This window comes from Termitidicoccus mucosus (genome assembly GCF_038725785.1).
Lineage (GTDB): Bacteria > Verrucomicrobiota > Verrucomicrobiia > Opitutales > Opitutaceae > Termitidicoccus > Termitidicoccus mucosus.
Genome location: NZ_CP109796.1, coordinates 5998616 through 6018642 on the forward strand (window position 1 = coordinate 5998616; position 20027 = coordinate 6018642).

General features: G+C 59.9%; 11 protein-coding genes. 5 read left to right on the forward strand and 6 right to left on the reverse strand.

Annotation, left to right across the window (positions count from 1 at the left end; genetic code table 11):
- Positions 1 to 50: 50 nt before the first annotated feature.
- From OH491_RS20920 to OH491_RS20940, 5 genes are all read right to left on the reverse strand, one after another.
- The gene (locus tag OH491_RS20920; protein ID WP_145929059.1) at positions 51 to 5237 is read right to left on the reverse strand and encodes a hypothetical protein; all 5187 of its coding nucleotides are present in this window, start codon (positions 5235 to 5237) and stop codon (positions 51 to 53) included.
- Positions 5238 to 5358: 121 nt separating this feature from the next.
- Positions 5359 to 5586: a hypothetical protein gene (locus OH491_RS20925; RefSeq protein ID WP_068772591.1), complete on the reverse strand. Its 228-nt coding sequence runs from the start codon at positions 5584 to 5586 to the stop codon at positions 5359 to 5361.
- A 26-nt stretch (positions 5587 to 5612) separates the two neighbouring features.
- Positions 5613 to 6038, reverse strand: a complete 426-nt coding sequence (locus OH491_RS20930) for a hypothetical protein (RefSeq protein ID WP_068772590.1) — start codon at positions 6036 to 6038, stop codon at positions 5613 to 5615.
- Between the two features lie 108 nt (positions 6039 to 6146).
- Entirely contained in the window at positions 6147 to 6467 is a 321-nt protein-coding gene (locus OH491_RS20935; protein WP_068772589.1) for a DUF883 family protein, read from the reverse strand.
- 82 nt (positions 6468 to 6549) lie between these two features.
- A complete protein-coding gene (locus OH491_RS20940; RefSeq protein WP_068772588.1) occupies positions 6550 to 6753 on the reverse strand; it encodes a DUF3185 family protein in 204 nt (67 codons plus the stop codon).
- Between the two features lie 520 nt (positions 6754 to 7273).
- Here OH491_RS20940 and OH491_RS20945 point away from each other — a divergent pair.
- Together OH491_RS20945 and OH491_RS20950 are read left to right on the forward strand one after the other, a co-directional pair.
- On the forward strand, positions 7274 to 9367 hold the full coding sequence (locus OH491_RS20945) for an ATP-dependent DNA helicase (RefSeq protein ID WP_068772587.1): 2094 nt from the start codon (positions 7274 to 7276) through the stop codon (positions 9365 to 9367).
- 60 nt (positions 9368 to 9427) lie between these two features.
- Positions 9428 to 10141 (forward strand): PP2C family protein-serine/threonine phosphatase, encoded by a 714-nt coding sequence (locus OH491_RS20950; protein ID WP_068772586.1) that lies wholly within the window; start codon positions 9428 to 9430, stop codon positions 10139 to 10141.
- 221 nt (positions 10142 to 10362) lie between these two features.
- Here the strand turns inward: OH491_RS20950 and OH491_RS20955 are convergent, their stop codons facing one another.
- Positions 10363 to 11625, reverse strand: coding sequence for a DNA-binding transcriptional regulator (locus OH491_RS20955; protein WP_334319650.1), 1263 nt, complete (start codon positions 11623 to 11625; stop codon positions 10363 to 10365).
- Positions 11626 to 11793: 168 nt separating this feature from the next.
- On the opposite strand from OH491_RS20955, the gene OH491_RS20960 reads away from it, so the two are divergent.
- Genes OH491_RS20960 through OH491_RS20970 form a run of 3 tightly spaced genes read left to right on the forward strand, consistent with a single transcriptional unit; the run spans position 11794 to position 20025 of the window.
- Positions 11794 to 15051 carry a TonB-dependent receptor plug domain-containing protein gene (locus OH491_RS20960; protein WP_334319649.1) on the forward strand — a complete coding sequence of 1086 codons (3258 nt, stop codon included), beginning with the start codon at positions 11794 to 11796 and terminating at the stop codon, positions 15049 to 15051.
- Between the two features lie 26 nt (positions 15052 to 15077).
- Positions 15078 to 18389: a glycosyl hydrolase gene (locus OH491_RS20965; RefSeq protein WP_084442604.1), complete on the forward strand. Its 3312-nt coding sequence runs from the start codon at positions 15078 to 15080 to the stop codon at positions 18387 to 18389.
- A gap of 34 nt (positions 18390 to 18423) precedes the next feature.
- Positions 18424 to 20025, forward strand: a complete 1602-nt coding sequence (locus OH491_RS20970) for a glycoside hydrolase family 28 protein (RefSeq protein WP_084442603.1) — start codon at positions 18424 to 18426, stop codon at positions 20023 to 20025.
- Positions 20026 to 20027 lie beyond the last annotated feature (2 nt).

Consider the following 20027-nt stretch of genomic DNA (forward strand, 5'->3'; position numbering starts at 1 on the left):
GGACTTATGGAGGGCCGGGCTCCCGCGAGGTTCTCCCAAAATGCCGCTTCCTATTTGCGACTGATCTCGAACCGCGTGGCAGTTTTGAAACAGAAGCCCGCCGCCTTGGAAAGGATCAGGGCGGAGATTGCGATAAGATACCACGACGACAATGCTCCGCCACCCCCGCCGCCGCCTCCTCCTTCAGGATTGCCCGGCTGTTCCGGATCTTGGCCGGGCGTGGAGCCGGACGAAATGGCGAGCAGGGTTTGAACGTTGTTGTTGAGGTCTATCCGCCGGATCGCCCGGTTGCCGGTGTCGGCTATATACAATTCCCTGCCGCGGCCCAGCGCCACGCCTCGGGGCCGGTTGAACAGGGCATTGGTCCCGGTCGCGTCCTTGAAACCCGCTGCTCCGGCGTCGCCGCCGGCCACCGTGCTCACCGGCCCGCCGGGCGCGATTTCGCGAATGAGGGAGTTGCCGGTGTCGGCTATATACAAGGTCCCGTCAATGTCCGCGGTGATGCCTTCGGGGCGGTTGAAAAGCGCGTCATCCCCGGCCCCGTCCAGCCAGCCGGGCATGCCTGCGCTGCCCGCGAGGGTGGTCACGAGGTTGCCGCCGCCCAAATCCATTTTCCGAATCGCATGGTTTTCGGTGTCGGCTATATATAAAACCCCGCCGGCGGTCGAGCCGGACGACCAGGCGATGCCGGCCGGCGCATTGAAGCGGGCGCCGGTCCCGTTGCCGTCGTCCGTGCCTGAATTATTCAACAGTCCGGCGATGACATGCCGGGCGCCGGTGGCGGCCTCGATTTTGCGAATCACGTGCGATGTCTTGTCGGCGGCATAGATGTTGCCCGCCGTGTCCGTGGTGATTCCCGCCGTTCCGCCGAGGTCGCCGGTGGCGAGGGTGCCCACCTCGCGCCCGGTGGTGACGGCGCGCAGCGCGCCGTTGCCGAAGTCCGCCACATATAATGCGCCCGCGCGCGCGGCGAGACCGAGCGGGCGGTTGAACCGGGCCTGCGTGCCGGTGGCGTCAGCCGTGCCGGTGACGCCCGGCGTGCCGGCAAACGTGTTCATATAAACATTGAGGCTTCCCGGCGGCGTGAGGATGTGGACAATGTGCTTTTCCTCGTCGGAAACATAAAGGATGCCCGCGTCGTCCACCGTCACGGACGCCGGGGCGAGCAACGGGCTGTCCTGATCCGGCGTGATCGTGATTGACGCCGGGTCGCTCAGGGTGGCGCCATTTTTTCCGGTGATGCGAACCCGGTAAACACCGCTGTCCGACGGCAATCCGGCGAGGAGGAGGGTGGGGGAGTTGGCCCCGGTGACGGCCACGCCATCCTTCAGCCATTGATAAACCAGCCCGGTTTCGGCGGCGGCTGAAACCGAGAGCGTGATTTTCGTTCCGCACTCGGCGTTTTGCGCGACCGGGTGCGCGGTGATTTTCGGCGCCGCGCTGTTGATGATGCTCACGCCGACAATCGCGCTGTCCGGGCTTTCGCCGTAGGGGTTGACGGCGGAAATCGCGTAATAATAATCCTGGTTATCAACCAGATTCCCGTCGATATATTCCATCGCCGCGCCGGATGCAGCCGGGATCTGGGCGATCATTTGGAAAGGCCCGCCGGGGGATGCGGCTCGTTTGATTTTATATGACACGGCGCCCGGCGCTGGCGTCCACAGGAGCCCGGCGCGGCCGCTGCCCTCGTCACTGGCCGACAGTCCGCCGGGGGTCGTCGGTCCGGTGCCGTTCAAAGTAAACACGGGTGTCGTGGTGGTGGCGCCGCCCGCCTGCTCCAGTTGGAGTTTGAAACGGATGGCGTCGCCAAACGAAATATCATGCGCGCTGATTTCATAGGGACCGCCGGATTTTGACGCGATGACGCGGCTGCCGCCGGCATCCTCGAATACAAGGGTTATTTTTCCGCCGTCGGGCATTCCGGTCAGGCCGACATAAAACGAGTCGGTGCCGTGGGGCGAGCGGATGCGGAACGCGTGCATGTCGCCCCAGGTGGCGTCGATGGTCGCCTTCACCGGTTTTTCGGAGAGGGCGGGGCAGGCCGGCCACGCATCCTCCGGCGCGGCGTCGAAAGTCAGCACGGCCCAGCCGCGATGCGCGAGGGAGACGGGGTATTTGCCGTCCGCGCCGGGCTCGACCATGGTGACGGAGCCGGAGGCGTCGCGCAGGTGCGCGGAAGCCGCCGGGGCGATGCCCAGCGCCGCCGTGTCTATATAAACCTTGGCGGCGACCGCGTCCCGCGCCTGGTTTAATACTACAAGGTGAAATTTCTCATCGCTGCGCGCGCCGAGGTAATCGACCTTGGGCGTATCCACATTGAATTTCTTGTCGTCCAGCCAGAGCCAGCAGTTCGCATCGTCGAAGATCCTGCCCGGTCGCCCCCCGTAGATGCGGGAGGAAAACCACACGTAGCCCTGCGATTTCACGTAGGGGAAGCGAATCGCGCCGTCCGTGCGCGCGTCGGCGTCGGTCACCAGGAAATCGACGAGCATCGCGAGGTGGACGGGCGCGTGGTGCCAGTAAAACGAGGTGAGGTCCGGCCCCTTGTCGGGATACTCGGGGTCGTGCATCAAATCAATATAAAGGGACAGATAATAACCGGGATAATTGGAGCCCCGGCCGATGAGGGCGTTCCTGGCGTGGGTGCGCCAGTAATCCTCGCCAGTATACGCGGACAGGCGCAGCAGGTTGGCGGCCCAGGTGGTGTTCATTATATTGCTCATCCCGTGCGCGGTGAAGTAAGTGCTGGGCTGCTCCAGGCCGAGCCCGGCGGTGGCCGGCAGCCATGCGGGCACGGTTTTTTCCGGAATATCAAACGTCATGGGCGTGCCGGACGGCCAGTCGGGAGGCCAGCCGAGGCGCTTGCGCTCGTTGCCGTCCCACCAGACGGTGCGCGTGTAGTCAACCCTGCCCCCCGGATAGAGCGTGGCGGTCGCGTTTTCGGGGACGATGGGATGCACCCATTGCCCGGCGGCGGTCTGGGCGGCGCCCTGCCGGGCGTAGGCGAGCACGTCGGGGTCGCCGGTCAGTTCATACAAGTCGAGCAAATCCCACCAGTAAGGGTAAAACGAGACATTATAAAATGCGCCGGTGCTGACCGGGGGCTCGAACGCGCGGTCAAACGCGCTTGCGGCCCAGGTTTTGGCGTCGTTGACAATCTCGGCCAGCAATGCCGGAGCCGGGACGCTTCTATACAATGCCAGTTTTTCCGACCAGGTGGGGACGCCGCTGACGGGGCGGACCTGCCCGCCCGACGTTTTCATATTGTCGCGCAGCCAGGGATTGAGGCCGCCGAGCAGTTCGTCGAAACCCTGCCATGCCGCGGTGCCGTAGGAGCGGTTGTTGAAGTTCAGGCGGGTGAGTTCGTCGCGCGTCACGTAGCCGTTGTTCTCGGTGCTGGTGGCGTAGTGGGCGTAGGGGCGGCTGAGCGCGAATTCGAGCGACGGCAGGCCGCGTTGTTTATAAAATTCCGCGTCGCGGGTGAGACGGGCGGCCGACACCAGCATGAGCGGGGCCGACTGCGTGGCGGTGCTGGGCGCTTCTATATTGGACGGCCCCTTGAGGTTGTCATACCAACGGAACTGGGGGCCGGATTTTATGAGGTTTATGATATTGAGGGCCTGCCGGGTGATCGAGCTGTTCCACGGTTCGCGGTAGTCGCGCAATTTCAGCACGGCGGTGTCCGCGTCGCGCATCGTCTCCAGCCAGGATTGCGGGGCGGTCATCACCCACCAGGCGGCGCCCAGGGTGCCGCCGGCGTTTATTTGCGAGCCGCTGCCGCCGAGGAGGGGGGCGAACACGGCGGGCTGGATTTCCCCCTCGCGTCCGCGCAGGGAGAAGCCGCAGGTGGCGTTGCCCTGCGCGGCCCATTCGGGGATGAGTCCGCCGGGGTCGGCGATCACGCCGTGGGTGATTCCCGGCGCGCCCTGCGTTTCCACCAGCGCGAGCGGATGCGGCGTGACGGAAGACATGAGCACGACCGGCACGTCGGGCGCCCGCTTGAATTGGTAGAGCGGGGGCAGTTGGAGGGCGGCGACTTCGCCGGACGGGAAGCCGCCCGCGCCGCCCGCCGCGAACGCGAGCGAATACCAGCCCGCCTGCGCGGCGGTGAGCGATGTTTCCATGCGCGCGGCAAAACCGGTCTCGGGCAAATGCCATGTCACGCTGAGCCCGGCGGGAAGGCCGGCGGGGGCGGTTCCTTGTTGCAGTTTATAAAATATCCTGACGGTGCGTGCGTCCACGGTTTGCTCCACGGTTTCCGGCAGATAGCGGGCGCGCGCGTCGCCGGCGAGGAAGGCGTTGCGGCTGTCCACGGGCAGCGTCCAGGTGGCGCCGTTGAATTCCCAGTCCTCGGTTTCGACGGATTTCCAGCGCGGAGCCCACGCATAGCTAATGGCGGACGTGGCGCTGGTGATGAGGTGCACGGGCTCCACTTTCGCCCGCCAGGACTGGCCGGCGGTCGCGCCGGTGCGGAACTCGACCTCGCGGAGCAGCACGTCCTGTCCGCCGGCGGTTTGCGCCTTGCGGAAGCGCAGCGTCATATTTGTGTTTTGCAACTCCGCCGCCACGCCCGCGGTGCCTTCGGTGACGGACGGGGTGGCGAGTTCGGGGGCCGTGACGGGTTTGCGCACGGCCTGTTGCGGGGCCTGGTTGTAAGTGTTGAGCGAGGCGCGGGTGACACCGGGGGCGTTGGGGTCGAGGTCGGCGCTGGTGACGAGCACCGCCTCCAGTCGTCCGAGGGAGTTGATATGTTTCACCTCGATGGTGTGCGTCCCCGCGGTCAGCGACAGCGTCTTGGCGAGCTCCCAGCGCCAGCCGTTTACACCGTGTTTGCCGCATACTTCGTCCGGTTCGGTTTTGTCAATCCACACTCCGAAAAGGCGGGTGCCGGGGCTGGTGTCGAAGTCGCGCGACAGCGCCCATACCGCGTAGGTGCCGGCGGTGGTGATGTTGAAGCCGGCCAAGGCGGTGCCGCCGGTGGCGGCCGACTTGATGAAAATTTCCGTGGTGCCGTCCTGCCCGTCAATGATGTCCCAGCCGCCGTGCGCGGCGAAGGTCTCGGGTTCCAGCAGGAGCGTGTTGGCGGTGCTCGGCGGCGCGCCCTTCAGCACGGACGGCGCGATGGCGGCGAGCAGGAAGACAAACAACGCGGACAGGCAGGGAAGCGAGCGGCGGGCGGCATGGCATCGCACAATAAACCGGAAGTTTGAATCACCAAGGGACAGGGGGGGCATAAAGGGCGCGGATGGATGCTTGTAATCATTATGCCAGATCCGTCGGGACCAGAAACAGTTTGAAGGTCAACCGTTGACTCCCGCAGGCGCGATCGCGGGGCATGCGCAGGGCTTGCAGAAATCAAGACCACTTCCACCAGCGCCTGGCGAAAGAATAGGCAACGAGAGCGTAGCGAAGATAACGCGGAAGAAGAGGCTGGGCGAAATGAAGAATATCCAGCGCCTGAAGCACAGGGTGCGCGGATTTGCTTCGCCGGCGGGCCAGCCTCCATTCGAGCCGGTCCATCTCGCAGGCCAGTTCAAGCAGCCGCCGGTGCTCGTCTTGATCGTAGCTTTGTGGAGTGGACATGGATGGCAGGAAAGCGGGTCGTCTGCTCATGCCGAATCGATCCAGCAGGAGTAATCGGCCTTGATCTGCTTGATGAATCCGGCAAACGGACGCAGGCGCTGCAAGCGACGCCAGGCCGCGGCGGTCACGCAGATGGCGATAACCGTCTCGCACAAGAGAAACAGGGCGAGCCAGACGACGCGCGACGGCAGATCCCACACGAGGGTGAGCAGAATCAGGTTGAGCATCATGCCGGCCATGCCGGCGACGCCGAGGCCGAGGCAGGCCTGCAAGGCGATGGCGCCGGATTCCCGCCGGGCGTCTTTCGCATCGAGCGCGGCCAACGTCACCCGATGGCTGAGCGCGCGGGCGACGAGAGCACCCACCGTGCGGGCGCGGGAGCGGGATCGTGAATTGGATGCGCCTGCGCCGGAGGATGACGAGGGCGCGGAGCGGCGGGCTGATGGATCCATAAGGGGAGGATTGCCGTGGCGCCGGGATGCGGCGGTGAAGACGCATCTGTCACGGGCCTGGCAAAGCCTGCATGACAGGCCTCGGAGCGATGGAGGCAGGGCAGGGCGTCACCGACGGCAGCCGCGTGCAAAAATCAGACCGGCCGCGACACCGGCAAGGGCTGCCGCTCCGGCAACATAATACGGGTGTTTGTGCGCGTATTCGTCGGCGCGTTCAGCCTGGTCTTGCACGATGTTTTTCCATTCGTCGATTTTGGGCCTTATATTATCGAGCGCGGAGCGCAGGCGTTTCCGCAGTTGGTCGATCTTGTCGTCAGCCTGATCGCCGCCGGCGGAGCCAAGCGCGGATTCGGCTTCGGAAAGCAGGGCGCGCAGTTCCTCGATGGCGGTGTCGGTGGAATCGGCGGCGGATTTGGATGATTTTGGCATAATAATGAGGGAAGTGATGGTTGTCGGTGAGGCGATAGTCTGCGTAATCATGCAAATACGCCCAAGAGTGATTGACAAATCGTCAGGGGCGGCGGCGATAAACGAGTCCGAGGATGCCGACGAGCGTGGCAATGACGCCGGTTGTAATCAGCCAGATTGCCTTGTTGGACGGAGCGCCCTGCACGGTCTCCGAAATATTGGAAGACACGGATTGCGAGGCATTATAACCGAACACAAGAAGGATGATGCCGATGACAAGAAGCGCGATGGAGAGAGGCTTGCTCATGATAGGGACGGAAGGCTTGATGTTGATGGTGGGAAGGAATCAGAAGCGCTTGCCGGGAAAGCCGGGCGCCAAGCTGGAAGATGCCTGGACAGCTAAGAAAAAAGCCGGTCTATGACGAATTCCGCGAGAGTGCGATGTCCGTGGACCGCGATTGGTTGCCACCCCGCAGGGCGTGGCTCGAAAGTATGGTGATGGCCCCAACCCAAACCCATTCCGGGCGTTGGTGCAAATCGTGCACGGCTTTTTTTGGGAATTTTTTCTGCAACGATGACGGCGGATGCCGGCATCCGAAAAATCCGTCCTGCGGCGCGCGCTGTCCCGCAGGCAGGGTGGTTGCAGCGACCGCTGGCCTTGGTATAAATATGACAACTAAAACAATATGATATTCGGGATCCCGGCGCATCCCCGATGCCGGGCAGGAAAACAGGGCGTATCGGCGCGGGCAACATTGCCGCCGCATGGCACCCTTCATTGACACCCGGATGAGTTCGGGCCGAACTGAGGAAATTCACATTTTCCCATGATCGGCCTGCCAGACGCCTCCGAACCGCTCCCGCCGCATTTCGCGGAGGATGAGCCGCCGCCGCCTTCGCGCGCGCCGGAGCTGGCCGCGCGCATTTTTGCCGAGGGCGGCGTGTTGCAGGCCGCCCTCGCGCTCGAGCATCGCCCGCAGCAGGAACAGATGGCCCTCGCCGCCGCCGTCGCGATGGCCGCCGACGAGCCGCTGCTTTTCGAGGCCGGCACCGGCGTCGGCAAATCCCTCGCCTACCTGCTCCCCGGCATCGTGCACGCGATCGACCAGCGCCGCCAGCTCCTCGTCTCCACGCACACCATCGCGCTTCAGGAACAGCTCGAAACGAAGGACCTCCCGCTCTGCCGCCGCGTGTTCGCCGCCGATCCCGGGCTCGCGAACTATGCCGCCTTCAAGAGCACGGTGCTCGTCGGCAAGTCCAACTACCTTTGCACCACGCGCCTCGCCGCCGCGCTGCGCGACAAGCACGAGCTTTTCGCCACGCCCGAGCACGACGAACTCCAGCGCATCGCCGCCTGGGCCGAAACCTCCGCCGACGGCCTCCGCCACGAGCTTTCCCCGCCGCCGTCCCCCGAAATATGGGAGATGGTCAACGCCGATTCCTCCGCCTGCGCCCGCAAATACTGCGACTGCGAACGCTGCTTCTACCAGCGCGCCCGCGCCCGCCTGGCCAAGGCCAATGTCATCGTCGTCAACCACGCCCTCCTCTTCGCCCACCTCAACGCCGGCGGCGCCGTCGCGAAAGGCGGCTCGCGCGGCATCCTCTTCCCCGACGATTTTCTCGTGCTCGACGAAGCCCACACCATCGCCGATGTCGCCACCGACCACTTCGGCCTGCGCCTCTCCAGCTACGGCGTCGACCGCATGTTGAAATACCTCTACAACCCGAAGAAGAACCGCGGCCTGCTCAAAAAACACGGCGCGCCCGCGGAGACTCTCCAACTCGTCGCCGACGCGCTCGAAGCCGCGCACCAGTTTTTCACCTTCCTCGCCGAGCGCCTCCTCGACAAACAACCCGTCGTCCGGGTGCGCTCGCCCGGCGTCGCCGAACCCTGGCTCGACGGCCCCCTCCTCGCGCTCATCAAGGCCGTCCGCACCCTCGCCGACCGCTTCGACGAGGGCCGCGAACGCGAGGAACTGCTCGAACAATCGCAGAAACTCAAATCCGCGCAGGCCACCCTGCGCAACTTCCTCGGCCTCGCCGACGACAAGGCCGTTTACTGGCTCGAACGCAGCGGACGCCGCCAGACCATCGTCACCCTGCGCAACGCCCCCATCGACATCGCCCCGCTCCTGCGCGAGGAGCTGCTCCGGCGCGACACCTCCGTCCTCTTCACCAGCGCCACGCTCGCCATGGGCGGCCGCATCGAGCCCTTCCAGCGACGCATCGGCGCGGAGGACGTGCGCGCCGCCGTTGTGCGCTCGCCCTTCGATTACGAACGCCACATGCGCGTTTACGTCGCCTCCGACATCCCGCTGCCCTCGCCGCGCGAGGCCCGCCTCGCGCTCGATGCGCTCGCCGACTACATCGAGTATTGCACGCTCCGCGTCCCCGGCGGCTCGCTCGTCCTCTTTACCAGCTACAACGACATGCGCCGCGTGGCCGCCGCCATCGGCCCCGCACTCGCCGCCGCCCGCCGTCCCCTCCTCATGCAGGGTGCCGACTACTCGCGCACCGAACTGGCCCGCCGCATGCGCGCCGAGGGCAACGCCGTCCTCCTCGGCACCGATTCCTTCTGGACCGGCATCGACGTCCCCGGTCCCGCGCTCTCCCAGGTCATCATCACGCGCCTCCCCTTCGAAGTCCCCACGCACCCGGTGCTCGAAGCCCGCGCCGAATGGATCCGCGACCAGGGCGGCAATCCCTTCAACGACCTCACGCTGCCCGACGCCCTGGTGAAATTCCGCCAAGGCGTCGGGCGCCTCATCCGCACCAAGACCGACCGCGGCCTCATCACGGTCCTAGACACGCGCATCCTCGCCAAACCCTACGGTCGCCTCTTCCTCGAAAGCCTCCCGCATGCCCGTTTCACGCGCCTTACCCGTGAAAATCGCGACGCCGAATTTCGTCCTTTTGCCTGACCGCAAACCTGCTACAAATTTGCCCCTTCCGTGGTTTCCGGCCGCTCTTCGCAAGCTCCCATGCAACTTCGTTCCGCCGCCCGCACCGATATCGGCAAAGTCCGTCATCACAATGAAGATCGACTTCTTTGTGACGACCGGCTGCGCCTCTACGGCGTGGCCGACGGCATCGGCGGCCTTCCGGGCGGCGCTGACGCCGCCCAACTCGCCGTCGAACTCGTGCAAGTCGGCATCCGCGACCTGGGCGATCTCAGTCAGCTCGCGGACGTCGTCCGCGAAATCAACGACGCCGTCGCCACGCTCGGCCGCCGGGTGAGCCCGCACTACGGGATCGGCACCACGCTCACCTTCGGCGTGTTTCGCGACGGGTGCCTCGATCTGGCCCACGTCGGCGACTCGCGCTGCTACTGCCTGCGCGACGGGAGACTCGCCTGCCTGACGACCGACCATTCTGTGGAGAACGAGGCCCGCGCCAAGGCCGCGCAGGGCCAGCCCTATTGGTATAATCCCTCTCAACGCAACGCCCTCACTCGCTGCATCGGGCAGCTTGCCGACCTTGAGGTTGACACGCTCCACCGCCGGTTGCAGGACGGCGACCGTTATCTCTTTTGCAGCGACGGCATCACGAAGCAGATCGACGAGACCGAGCTGGCCTCCCGGCTGGCCGCCGCCGCGCCTGACGAAATCATCCGCGGGCTGGTGGACCTGGCCAGCCATCGCGGCGGCTACGACAACGCCACCGCCGTCCTCGTTTTTGTGGACAAGGCGGAGTAAGACCAATTCCCAACGATAATTGGACTTATGGAGGGCCGAGCTCCTCCGAGGCCATCGCTGGAGAACGTTGCGTATGACCGCGACGGCCTCGGAGGAGCTCGGCCCTCCATAAATCGCGACTTTGGCGATTTTCGGGAAATGATATACGCAATTCTAAAGTGGGCGGTTTTAGAGCTATAGATAGGTTGCGCATGGCACGGGCGGGAGGCTTTTTATTGTTGTTATGGTGGCTTTATGACCCAATCAAATTCCTCCCGGCCGAGCCACTTGTCTGACCTGCCAGAGGGACGGCTTGTGGCGTCGATTTGGAATTTTTTAGGCGACATTCCTGTATGCTTGTTGAAAACAATCCGGAAATGCCGCAAATCAGTGAAACCACATTGCGCGGCGATATCCGTCAGCGCCATATGCTTATTGGAAGCAGATCTCAGCATCTCGCAGGCTTTCGCCACACGTAGATTATTAATTATTGCCAGTGGTGGTTGGCCCAACGCTTGGTGAAAACGCACCTCCAGCCAGCGGCGCGAGCGGTTGCTGCGTTGCATCAGCCACTCCACGCCGAAGGGTTTATTCAGATGCTCCCGTAACTCGGCCACCAGCCCGGCCACAAGAGGATCGTCGATGGCGAGTGTCTCGGTCGACTTGCGCGCCACCACGCGCTCAGGCTCGATGAGGGTCAATTCATTATCCAGCGCATGTCCGGCCATGGCGTGGTCGAGAACCGTCGCCGCCGCCCATCCGATCTTCCAGTCATTGCGGGCGATGCTCGTTAATGAGATACTGCTGAGCTGACAAATGGATGGATCATTATCCACGCCGATGACCGCCACGTCTTCGGGTATGCGAAGACCGATTGACTCGCACGCATCCACAATCATTGCGGCGCGCGCGTCGGTACAGGCAAATACTCCAACAGGCAGACGCAAACCGCGCAGCCAGCACTCGAGCTGGCGATGCTGCTCGTGCCAGCCCGCGGACATATGCAACTTGGAATCCACAACGTGGGATTCGCACGTCGCGCCGGTTTGCCGGATCGTTTCGGAGAAACCAATCAAACGCTGCCGGCTGTACCACATGTTGCTTGTCCCGTAGTAGGCAAGCCTCCTGAACCCCCGCTCCAGCAGATGACAGGCGGCCAGTTTTCCGATCTGCTGTTGGTTCCCTATTACCGATAGCATCCCCTTGGGGTCAATCAGGGCGGCCAAATTGACCACGGGGAAAGGCAATGAATTCACGATCCGTTTGTCCGCGGTGCTTACCACATGCGCGATCGCACCGTCAATCCGGGCGTGGCGAAGCCAAGCGATGGACGGGCCGAGAGCCTCTGGCGTGAACGAAAGCTTCCATCGGCCACAGGTCTTGGCATAATCCAATATTCCATGCCTTGCGCTTTCCACGAATGAAAAACACTGGGTAAAAGCGATATGCACGCGGGCACGGCCCAGTGGAGGGGGCTTGGCAGCAGGAGGGTTCGCATTGCTCATGGCAAGCATCAGAGGGTTCAATTGCTTGATTCCCGCAATACCGAGCCTTGATTGTCAATGCGCAAAAATGATCATCTCAACGCAAAAATGTCCCCTGCAATCCCTGCCTTCCCCTCGCTACACAAGCGTCTGTATTTTTCACAACCTGACGCTATTTGCTTAATCATCATGAACACCCCGACCGCTCCTTCGCTCTGTTATTTTTTATCCGCTACGATAATGGCGGCATCTTGCTTGGTGTGCAGTCCTTGCATTGCCGCTGATGACGGGCCCGCCAGCAAGGCCGTCCCGTCCCGGACATTGTCGGATGAAGACGAGCGGGCATCGGAAGCCGTCGTGGAATTATCACCATTTGTCGTGGAAAGCCGCAGGGACCAGGGATATCAAGCATCGAACACGATGTCCGGCACGCGCTTAAATTCAGAACTGGCGGATCTCGCTGCTTCTATTACCGTCATTAATAAACAGCAGATTATCGACACCGCATCCATTGATATTAACGACCTGTTCGTCAACGAGGCGAATACCGAAGGAACACGGCAATTCAATGCCACTGCAACGGACAGAAATGGCAACGTCGTGGATGCCGGACTGGACCCACAGACCGCAAACCGCGTGCGTGGATTAAGCGCGGCGAACATGGCTGTCAATGGATTTTCCAGCAAAGTGCCGGTTGACACATATAATGTTGACTCGGTCGAAATCAGCCGGGGGCCCAACTCCAGCATTTTCGGCCTGGGGTCGGCTTCCGGCTCGGTGAACATCGTTCCGTCCTACGCAAACCCTTCGCGCAACAGCGGAAATGTCACGGCTCGTATCGATTCCTACGGCGGAACACGAGTGAGTTTTGATATAAACAACGCGGTAATCAAGAGGCGGCTCGCGTTTCGAGTGCTGGGATTGCATGAGGAGAGAGGATTCGAACGCAAACCCTCGGTTGACAGGACGAAGCGGATAACGTTTGCCGTGGCGGCCCGGCCTTTTCGCTGGACCGATATCAAAGCGTCATACGAAAAATACGACAATTTCAACCGCCGCCCAAACACGGTCACCCCGCAGGATTTTATCACCGCATGGAAAGCGGCCGGCGCGCCCACATGGGATCCCACGACGTATACTGCGCACGTCGGTGGGACCAGCATCCGCATCCAGACAAACCAGGAGGCAAATCTTCCGCTTGGGCTGATTGGTTCCACCGCGGGCCAATATACGCGGCCTTCCCTGTATGTTGACAACGGCACCACGGAGCTTTTCATGGTGAACCGATCGGATAACGGGACCAGCGGGGCGCCGAATCCGTTCGCATACAACTCCCAGGCGCGCATCATGCAAGTCGGCTCAACGCTCCCTCCGCTCTATACGGATATCGGTATTTCCGATCAGGCGTTGTATGACTGGACAAGTCAAAATCTTTTGCAACCAAATTCAGCAAGCAGGAAAGCCGAGGTGCTGCGATTGACGCTGGAACAGTATCTCATCAACAATGATAAACAAATACTCGCGTTTCAATTCGGATTGTATGATGAGAAAATTAGTGGAACCAGCAGAAATTTCGTCGGCAGCGGACAGGGCACGCCGCTTAAACTGCTGGTGGATGTGAACGAAAAGCTCTTGAGCGGCGAGCCCAATCCCTACTATTTGCGGCCCTATTTTGGAGGAACCGACATTCGCGTTGGATGGCCGGACAACGACACCAATGATTACAGGCTGACCTTGGCATACCAGTTGGATCTCACCAAGTCCAAGGGAATTATCAAATGGCTGGGAAAGCATCGTCTGAGCGGATATGGCGAATGGATAAAGACCGAGGGCGGGACCCCTGCCGCGCGCGAATACGTGTTGTGGACCGCACCCGGCGCAACCCAACCCACGCTCGGGGCCGTTCCAGGATGGCGCTACTATGTTGGCGATGAGCCGGGCGATTACATTGTGCATGCTCCCAATGCGCCGCTTTCCTTTGTGGGGGCACAAAACCTGACCTACTACAACAAGGCCACCAGGCAATGGCAGACGGATCCCTCGGAAATACGCGACTTGTATTACGCGGGAACCCGCACCCGCCAGAAAATCGAGACACGCGGGTTTGTCTGGCAGGCATTTTTGTTGAACGACAGGGTGCTGCCCCTCTGGGGCGTCCGCCGGGATACCAGCTCGTCCGTGGCAAGTGACACCGCGTTGAATGCGGGGAAGATAGACTACGATATCAGTCCCTTGTGGAATTTTTCCGCGGATTGGGAGGAAGCAACGGGGACGACGATGACAAAAGGCATCGTGATAAAGCCGTTCCGATTTCTCAGCCTTTATTATAATGAGGCGGATAGCTTCACCCCGGCCATAGCCGCAATCAATATCCTTGGTGATCCCATTCCGGGACCCTCAGGCAAGGGGAAGGATTATGGTGTGAGATTTTCCTTATTCAAAGGGCGTGTTGTGCTCGGGGTTAATTTTTACAAGACTTTTGATGAGAATGTTCGAAAGAGTGATTTGAATGTGATCGGAAACCGCGCACAACTCTTGGATTTTGGTGTTACGGGCGCATCTTTCAATAGTAATTTACGCGGGAGTGCGACGCGATGGACCCAGGAGGCGCATCCCACGTGGACTGACGAGCAGGTCGCCGTTTCTGTCTCTGAACAGATACAGCTGACGGATGGATTTATGGAAAAGATGAGAAACGCCTCGGGCACCTCGGGCAGGGTGTCGGATATCAATGAATCGAGCTCCAAAGGCGTTGAGATTGAAGGCAATATTAATATAAGCCGGCATTGGACCATTAAATTCTCGGGTGCCGAGATCAAAGCGATAAATTCGAAGATCGGTCCGGCCGCCCAGCAATACATCGATATGAGAATGCCCATATGGACCACAATCAAGGATCCCAATACCGGTTACTACTGGTGGACAGCCAGCACTAATCCGACAACTCCACCGAGCGGCGATGCCAACATCCCCATCAACTATTACACATCTCAGGTTGGCGCGCCGTATAAACTGGCAATCGCGACGCTGGGCAAGAGTCGTCCGCAGATTCGGAAATATAGGCTGAATATGCTCACAAACTACAGGCTGTCCGGCATAACTTCCCACAAATACCTGAGAAACATATCCGTCGGGGGAAGCTTTAGATGGGAGGGCCGCGGCGCGATTGGATACCTCGCGGGGCCACCTGATGACGACGGCTTTGTCCGGACCCTGGATCCCAACAAGCCTGTGTACGACAAGGACCATTTCCGGGCGGACCTCAGCCTGTCTTACACAACGCGCATGCTTAGGGGCAAGGTGCGGGCGCGCTTCCAGTTGAATGTCCGTGATGTGTTTGAGGACGGGCGTCTCCAACCGATTGCGGTCAATCCCGACGGGCAGTATTCCATGTTCTCAATCATTGACCCAAGGCAATTCATACTCACAGCCTCCTTCGATTTTTAATGGCTGTTTGAGGACAGCGTGGGGAGATGAAAACAGCTTATTCATCACGCATGAGCAACGGAATCCGGTTTTATCACGGCATTATGCGCATGGTCGTCGTCATGGGCATGACGATGCTCATGACGGCATACGGCCAGGACGATCTGGAGCGGGGCTTTTCTTCGCCTCCGGAGGAGACAAAGCCCTATGTCTATTGGTATTGGATGAGCGGCAACATTTCAAAGGAGGGCATAACACGCGATCTGGAGGCGATGCGTCGCGTTGGCATAGGCGCCGCTTTTATCGGAAATATTGAAGATGTATGGGACGCGAATCCGAAAACGCGTGGCCCGGTAAGGATGCTCACCGAAGAATGGTGGCAGCTTACCGAACATGCCATCCGTGAAGGGAAACGACTTGGCGTGAATATCGGGTTGTTTAATTCGCCCGGCTGGAGCCAGTCCGGTGGACCATGGGTTGAGCCCAAACAGGCCATGCGGTATGTGGTATGGGCGGATGCGGAAGTGAAAGGCCCTGCGCATATTGACATGAAGCTACCTGTGGCGGCAAAGCAGTTTGAGGACATCACCACACTGGCCATCCCGGCCCCTGCGCCTGGGGCGGGGCCCATCGCGGCACAAAACCCACGCGTCGCACCGCATCCGGCTGCATCGGGTATTGAGGTGCTATTTGACGGAAGGCACGATGCGGAATGGGAAATCCCCAAAAAAGAAACCGTTATTGAGGTTGAAACCGACACGCCCTTTTCGGCACGTAGTTTAATTCTTTATGCCGCCCAGCGACCAACAACCGTGCGGGGAGAGTTGCAAGTGAAAGATGCATCAGGCGTCTTCAAGCGGGTTTGCAAGATTGAGTTCAAACGGCAGACAGGGGGTTCGCATCCGCCTGGATTCGGAGCCGAGCTTTACGGGCCGTTGTCAATCGCATTTCCTACAGTCAAGGCGGATCATTTTCGTTTTGTGATATCTGGATCGGGAGCCTTGGTTGAACTGGAGCTTACCGGCGAATATTGGTTGGATAACTTCCTGGAAAAAACACTCGGGAAGCCTGTGCTGGCCAATCAGCCGCCATGGAATTCCTATATTTGGCCGACACAGCGCGGACCTGATGCGCTAGGTCTTGTGATAAAACCGGACCGCATAATCAATCTTACAAAATATGTTGGGGCCGATGGTTCACTGCGCTGGGATGTTCCCGCGGGAAACTGGATCATACGCCGCTTTGGCATGACACCGACGCCAGCCCATAATTTTCCTGCTGCGCCTGAAGCCAAGGGACCGGAAATTGATAAGATGTCGCGTCCGCTGATTCGCCATCATTACGAACAATTTTTCGGCAAATTATTGGGCAGGATGCCGGCCGAGGATCGTTCGGCTTTGCGATATATCGTTGCGGATAGTTACGAACAGGGCTCCCAGAACTGGACGGATGGATTCGCAGCGGATTTTCAGAAGCGTTATGGCTACGATCCCATCCCCTTCATGCCCGCATTTTCCGGGCGGATTGTCGATAGCCCGGAGATGACCGAACGTTTCTTGTGGGACTTGCGCCGCTTGATCGCCGATCATGTTGCGTATAATTATGTGGGAGGGCTGCGTGATTTGGCGATGAAGGACGGGATGCGGCTCTGGCTGGAAAACTATGGGCATAAGGGTTTTATTGGCGAGTTTATGCAATATGGTTCGCAGGCCAATGAAATCGGTGGCGAATTCTGGGCATCCGGTTCAGGTGGCAATGTGGAGCTGCGCGCGGCAGCCTCAACCGCCCATGTGTTTGGCCAACCAATCGTCCATGCCGAGTCCTATACCAATGTCGGCACGCATGGAACCCCGTCTGAGGCGTGGATCCACGATCCCTGGAGCTTGAAGCGGAAAGGCGACTGGGCCGCGACCGAAGGCATTAACCATGTGGTGTTGCATGTGTACATCTCCCAGCCGAACGAACAGAAACCGGGGATCGCCGCCTGGTTTGGCATTGAGATGAACCGCAACAACACATGGTTTGAACAATCAAAGGGCTGGATCGATTACCAACGCCGTCGCGATTATATGCTCCAACAGGGCAAATACGTTGCCGACATCGCCTACTTCATCGGAGAAGACGCCCCGAAAATGATGGGGTCTCATTCCCCCGCGCTACCACCCGGCCATGCGTTTGATGATATCAATGCGCAAGCCGTCCTGGAGCGCTTGAAAGTAGAAAACGGTCGTTTTATCCTGCCGGATGGCATGTCCTATCGGGTGCTGGTTCTTCCTCCGTTGGATACAATGCGCCCCGAAGTCTTGCGTAAGATTCGCGATCTGGTCGCCGCCGGAGGCACGATACTCGGTTCACCTCCAGTCCGGTCACCAAGCCTGGAGCGTTATCCGGATTGTGACCGCGAGGTTGCGCAACTTGCCGCTGAGTTATGGAGAGATTGTGATGGCAAAGATCATAAAGCCGCGATTTTTGGAAAAGGCCGGGTGTTTCGCGACATGGAAATCAAGGAAGTGTTTGCTGCGCTAAACATGATCCCCGACCTAAGGGTTTCGCGTTCCAAGCAAGCAACCATCCCCTGGATACACCGACACGCAGAAAGGGCGGAAATATATTTTCTCTCCAATCAGGACGACGCCGATGTACAGATTGAGGCTGGTTTCCGCGTGCGCGGGCTGCAACCGGAGCTTTGGGATGCGGTCACCGGGGAAAGGCGCCCGTTGTCGGAATTCAATGAAGATGGAGGCCATACCGTCGTGCCGTTGACATTTGCCCCGCGGCAATCGCTTTTCGTCGTATTTCGCAAGGGCGCAAACACAGCATCATGCATGCGCACAGTCGGGGAAAATTTTCCAAAATTCCAAGATGCCGGTGAAATAACCGGATCGTGGACGGTGCATTTTGATCCTCAATGGGGAGGTCCGGACAAGGTGGTCTTCGACAAACTGACTGACTGGACCCGGCGTCCCGAGAATGGTATCAAACATTATAGCGGAACAGCCATCTATCGGAAACTATTCGATCTGCCGTCCATCACCAGCGGCCGGCGGGTATATCTCGATCTCGGGAGTGTCGCCAGCATGGCCAGGATTCGCCTGAACGGGCATGATCTTGGCACCGTGTGGTGTGCGCCGTGGCGGATCGAGATAACCAAGGCGATGAAATCCACTGCCAATCACCTCGAAATCGAAGTCGTCAATACATGGGCCAATCGCTTGATCGCCGACAGCGGATTGCCTGCGAGCGAGCGGCTGACAGTCGCGGCAGAAAGTATGCGTCCACAGGCTGATTCACCGCTGATGCCAGCCGGTTTGTTCGGTCCCGTGAAACTGATGCTGATAGATAAAGATTTGAAGCAATAAATAACACCCAAGTCCAAAACATCCTTTTCTTTCCATGATGATCCGATACATTGCCCTTGCCCTGATTATGTTTACCGCGCTCCGGTGCGTTTTCACCATATTTAAACCGGTGCCCTGCAACTTCGTGTCAGCAATGAAGCTCGCGTTCTGTCGTGTGGGAGCAGTGGCGTCTCGATGGAACTGGCGACTGCGGGCCGCTGCGATTTTGGCAATCGGTCTCGTGCTTCCCACGATGGCCGCGCCACGGTCAGTCGAAATTCCCGCCTGGGTGAAGGATGTGGGGGCGCGCACGGCGCCGGTGAGTGAAAACAGCGTCATCGTAAACACCTTCGGAGCCGCCAACAATGGCCGCACCCTCGCGACGGCGGCCATTCAAAAGGCGATTGACACATGCGCGGCGGCAGGCGGCGGCACCGTCGTCTTTGAGGCAGGGACTTATCTCACGGGGGCGCTATTTCTCAAGAGCAACATCCATCTGCGCGTTGACGCAGGGGTGACGCTTCTCGCCGTACAGGATGAATCTGCCTATCCGAGTCGGCGAACACGTATTGCGGGGATTGAGATGAATTGGCCGTCAGCGCTCATCAACGTCTATGGAGAGCGCAATGTGAAAATCTCCGGCAAGGGCATTATTGATGGCAACGGGGAAATTTGGTGGAATAAATTCAAGACCATGCGGCACGATGAGTACGAGCCGCGCGGACTGCGCTGGGCCGTCGATTATGACTGTGAACGCGTGCGGTTGCTGGTGGTTTACGATTCAACCGATGTGACCATTGAGCAAGTACACTTGCGGCGATCGGGTTTCTGGACCGTTCAGATTTGCTACTCACACCACGTGACGGTCGATGGGGTAAGAATCACCGACAACACGGGGCCCAGTTCGGATGGAATCGATATCGACTCTTCACACCATGTGCTCGTGCAGAACTGCGACATCGACTGCAATGACGATTGCCTGTGTCTCAAGGCAGGCCGGGATTATGATGGTCTGCGGGTCAACCGTCCGACCGAGTATGTCTACATACGCAATAATACGACTCGCAATGGGCATGGTGTCATATCCTTCGGCAGTGAGACATCGGGCGGCATCCGGCATGTGGTCGTGCAGGGCAATCGCGCCTTCGGCACCGCGGAAGGTCTCCGCTTCAAATCTGCCAAGACGCGTGGCGGCTTCGTATCCGATGTGCTCATCCTTGACACGGTCATGGAAGACGTGCCGGTTCCGTTCGTCTTTACGTTGGACTGGTATCCGATCTACAGCTATGTCACGCTGCCCAAAGACCTGAACAACCTGCCGCCAAATTTGGCGGGACGCGACAAGCTGCCCGAACATTGGCATGTGTTGCAAACGCCCGTCACCCCGCCCGAGCGCGGATTCCCGGATTTTCACAATATCACCATCGCGAATGCAACCGCAAGTGGCGCACGGAGGATCCTGACATCCACAGGGTTGGACACAAGGCCGATCCACAACATTCATTTCATCAATGTAATCGCCAGCGGTGAAACCGCCGGCGAAATCAAATACGGGCAGGATTGGACAATGCAAAACGTCAAGTTCACCACGCCCACGGGTGCTCCATTGAAGATCACGAACAGTGAAAATGTTGAAGCGCCGGAAGTGACGCGATAATC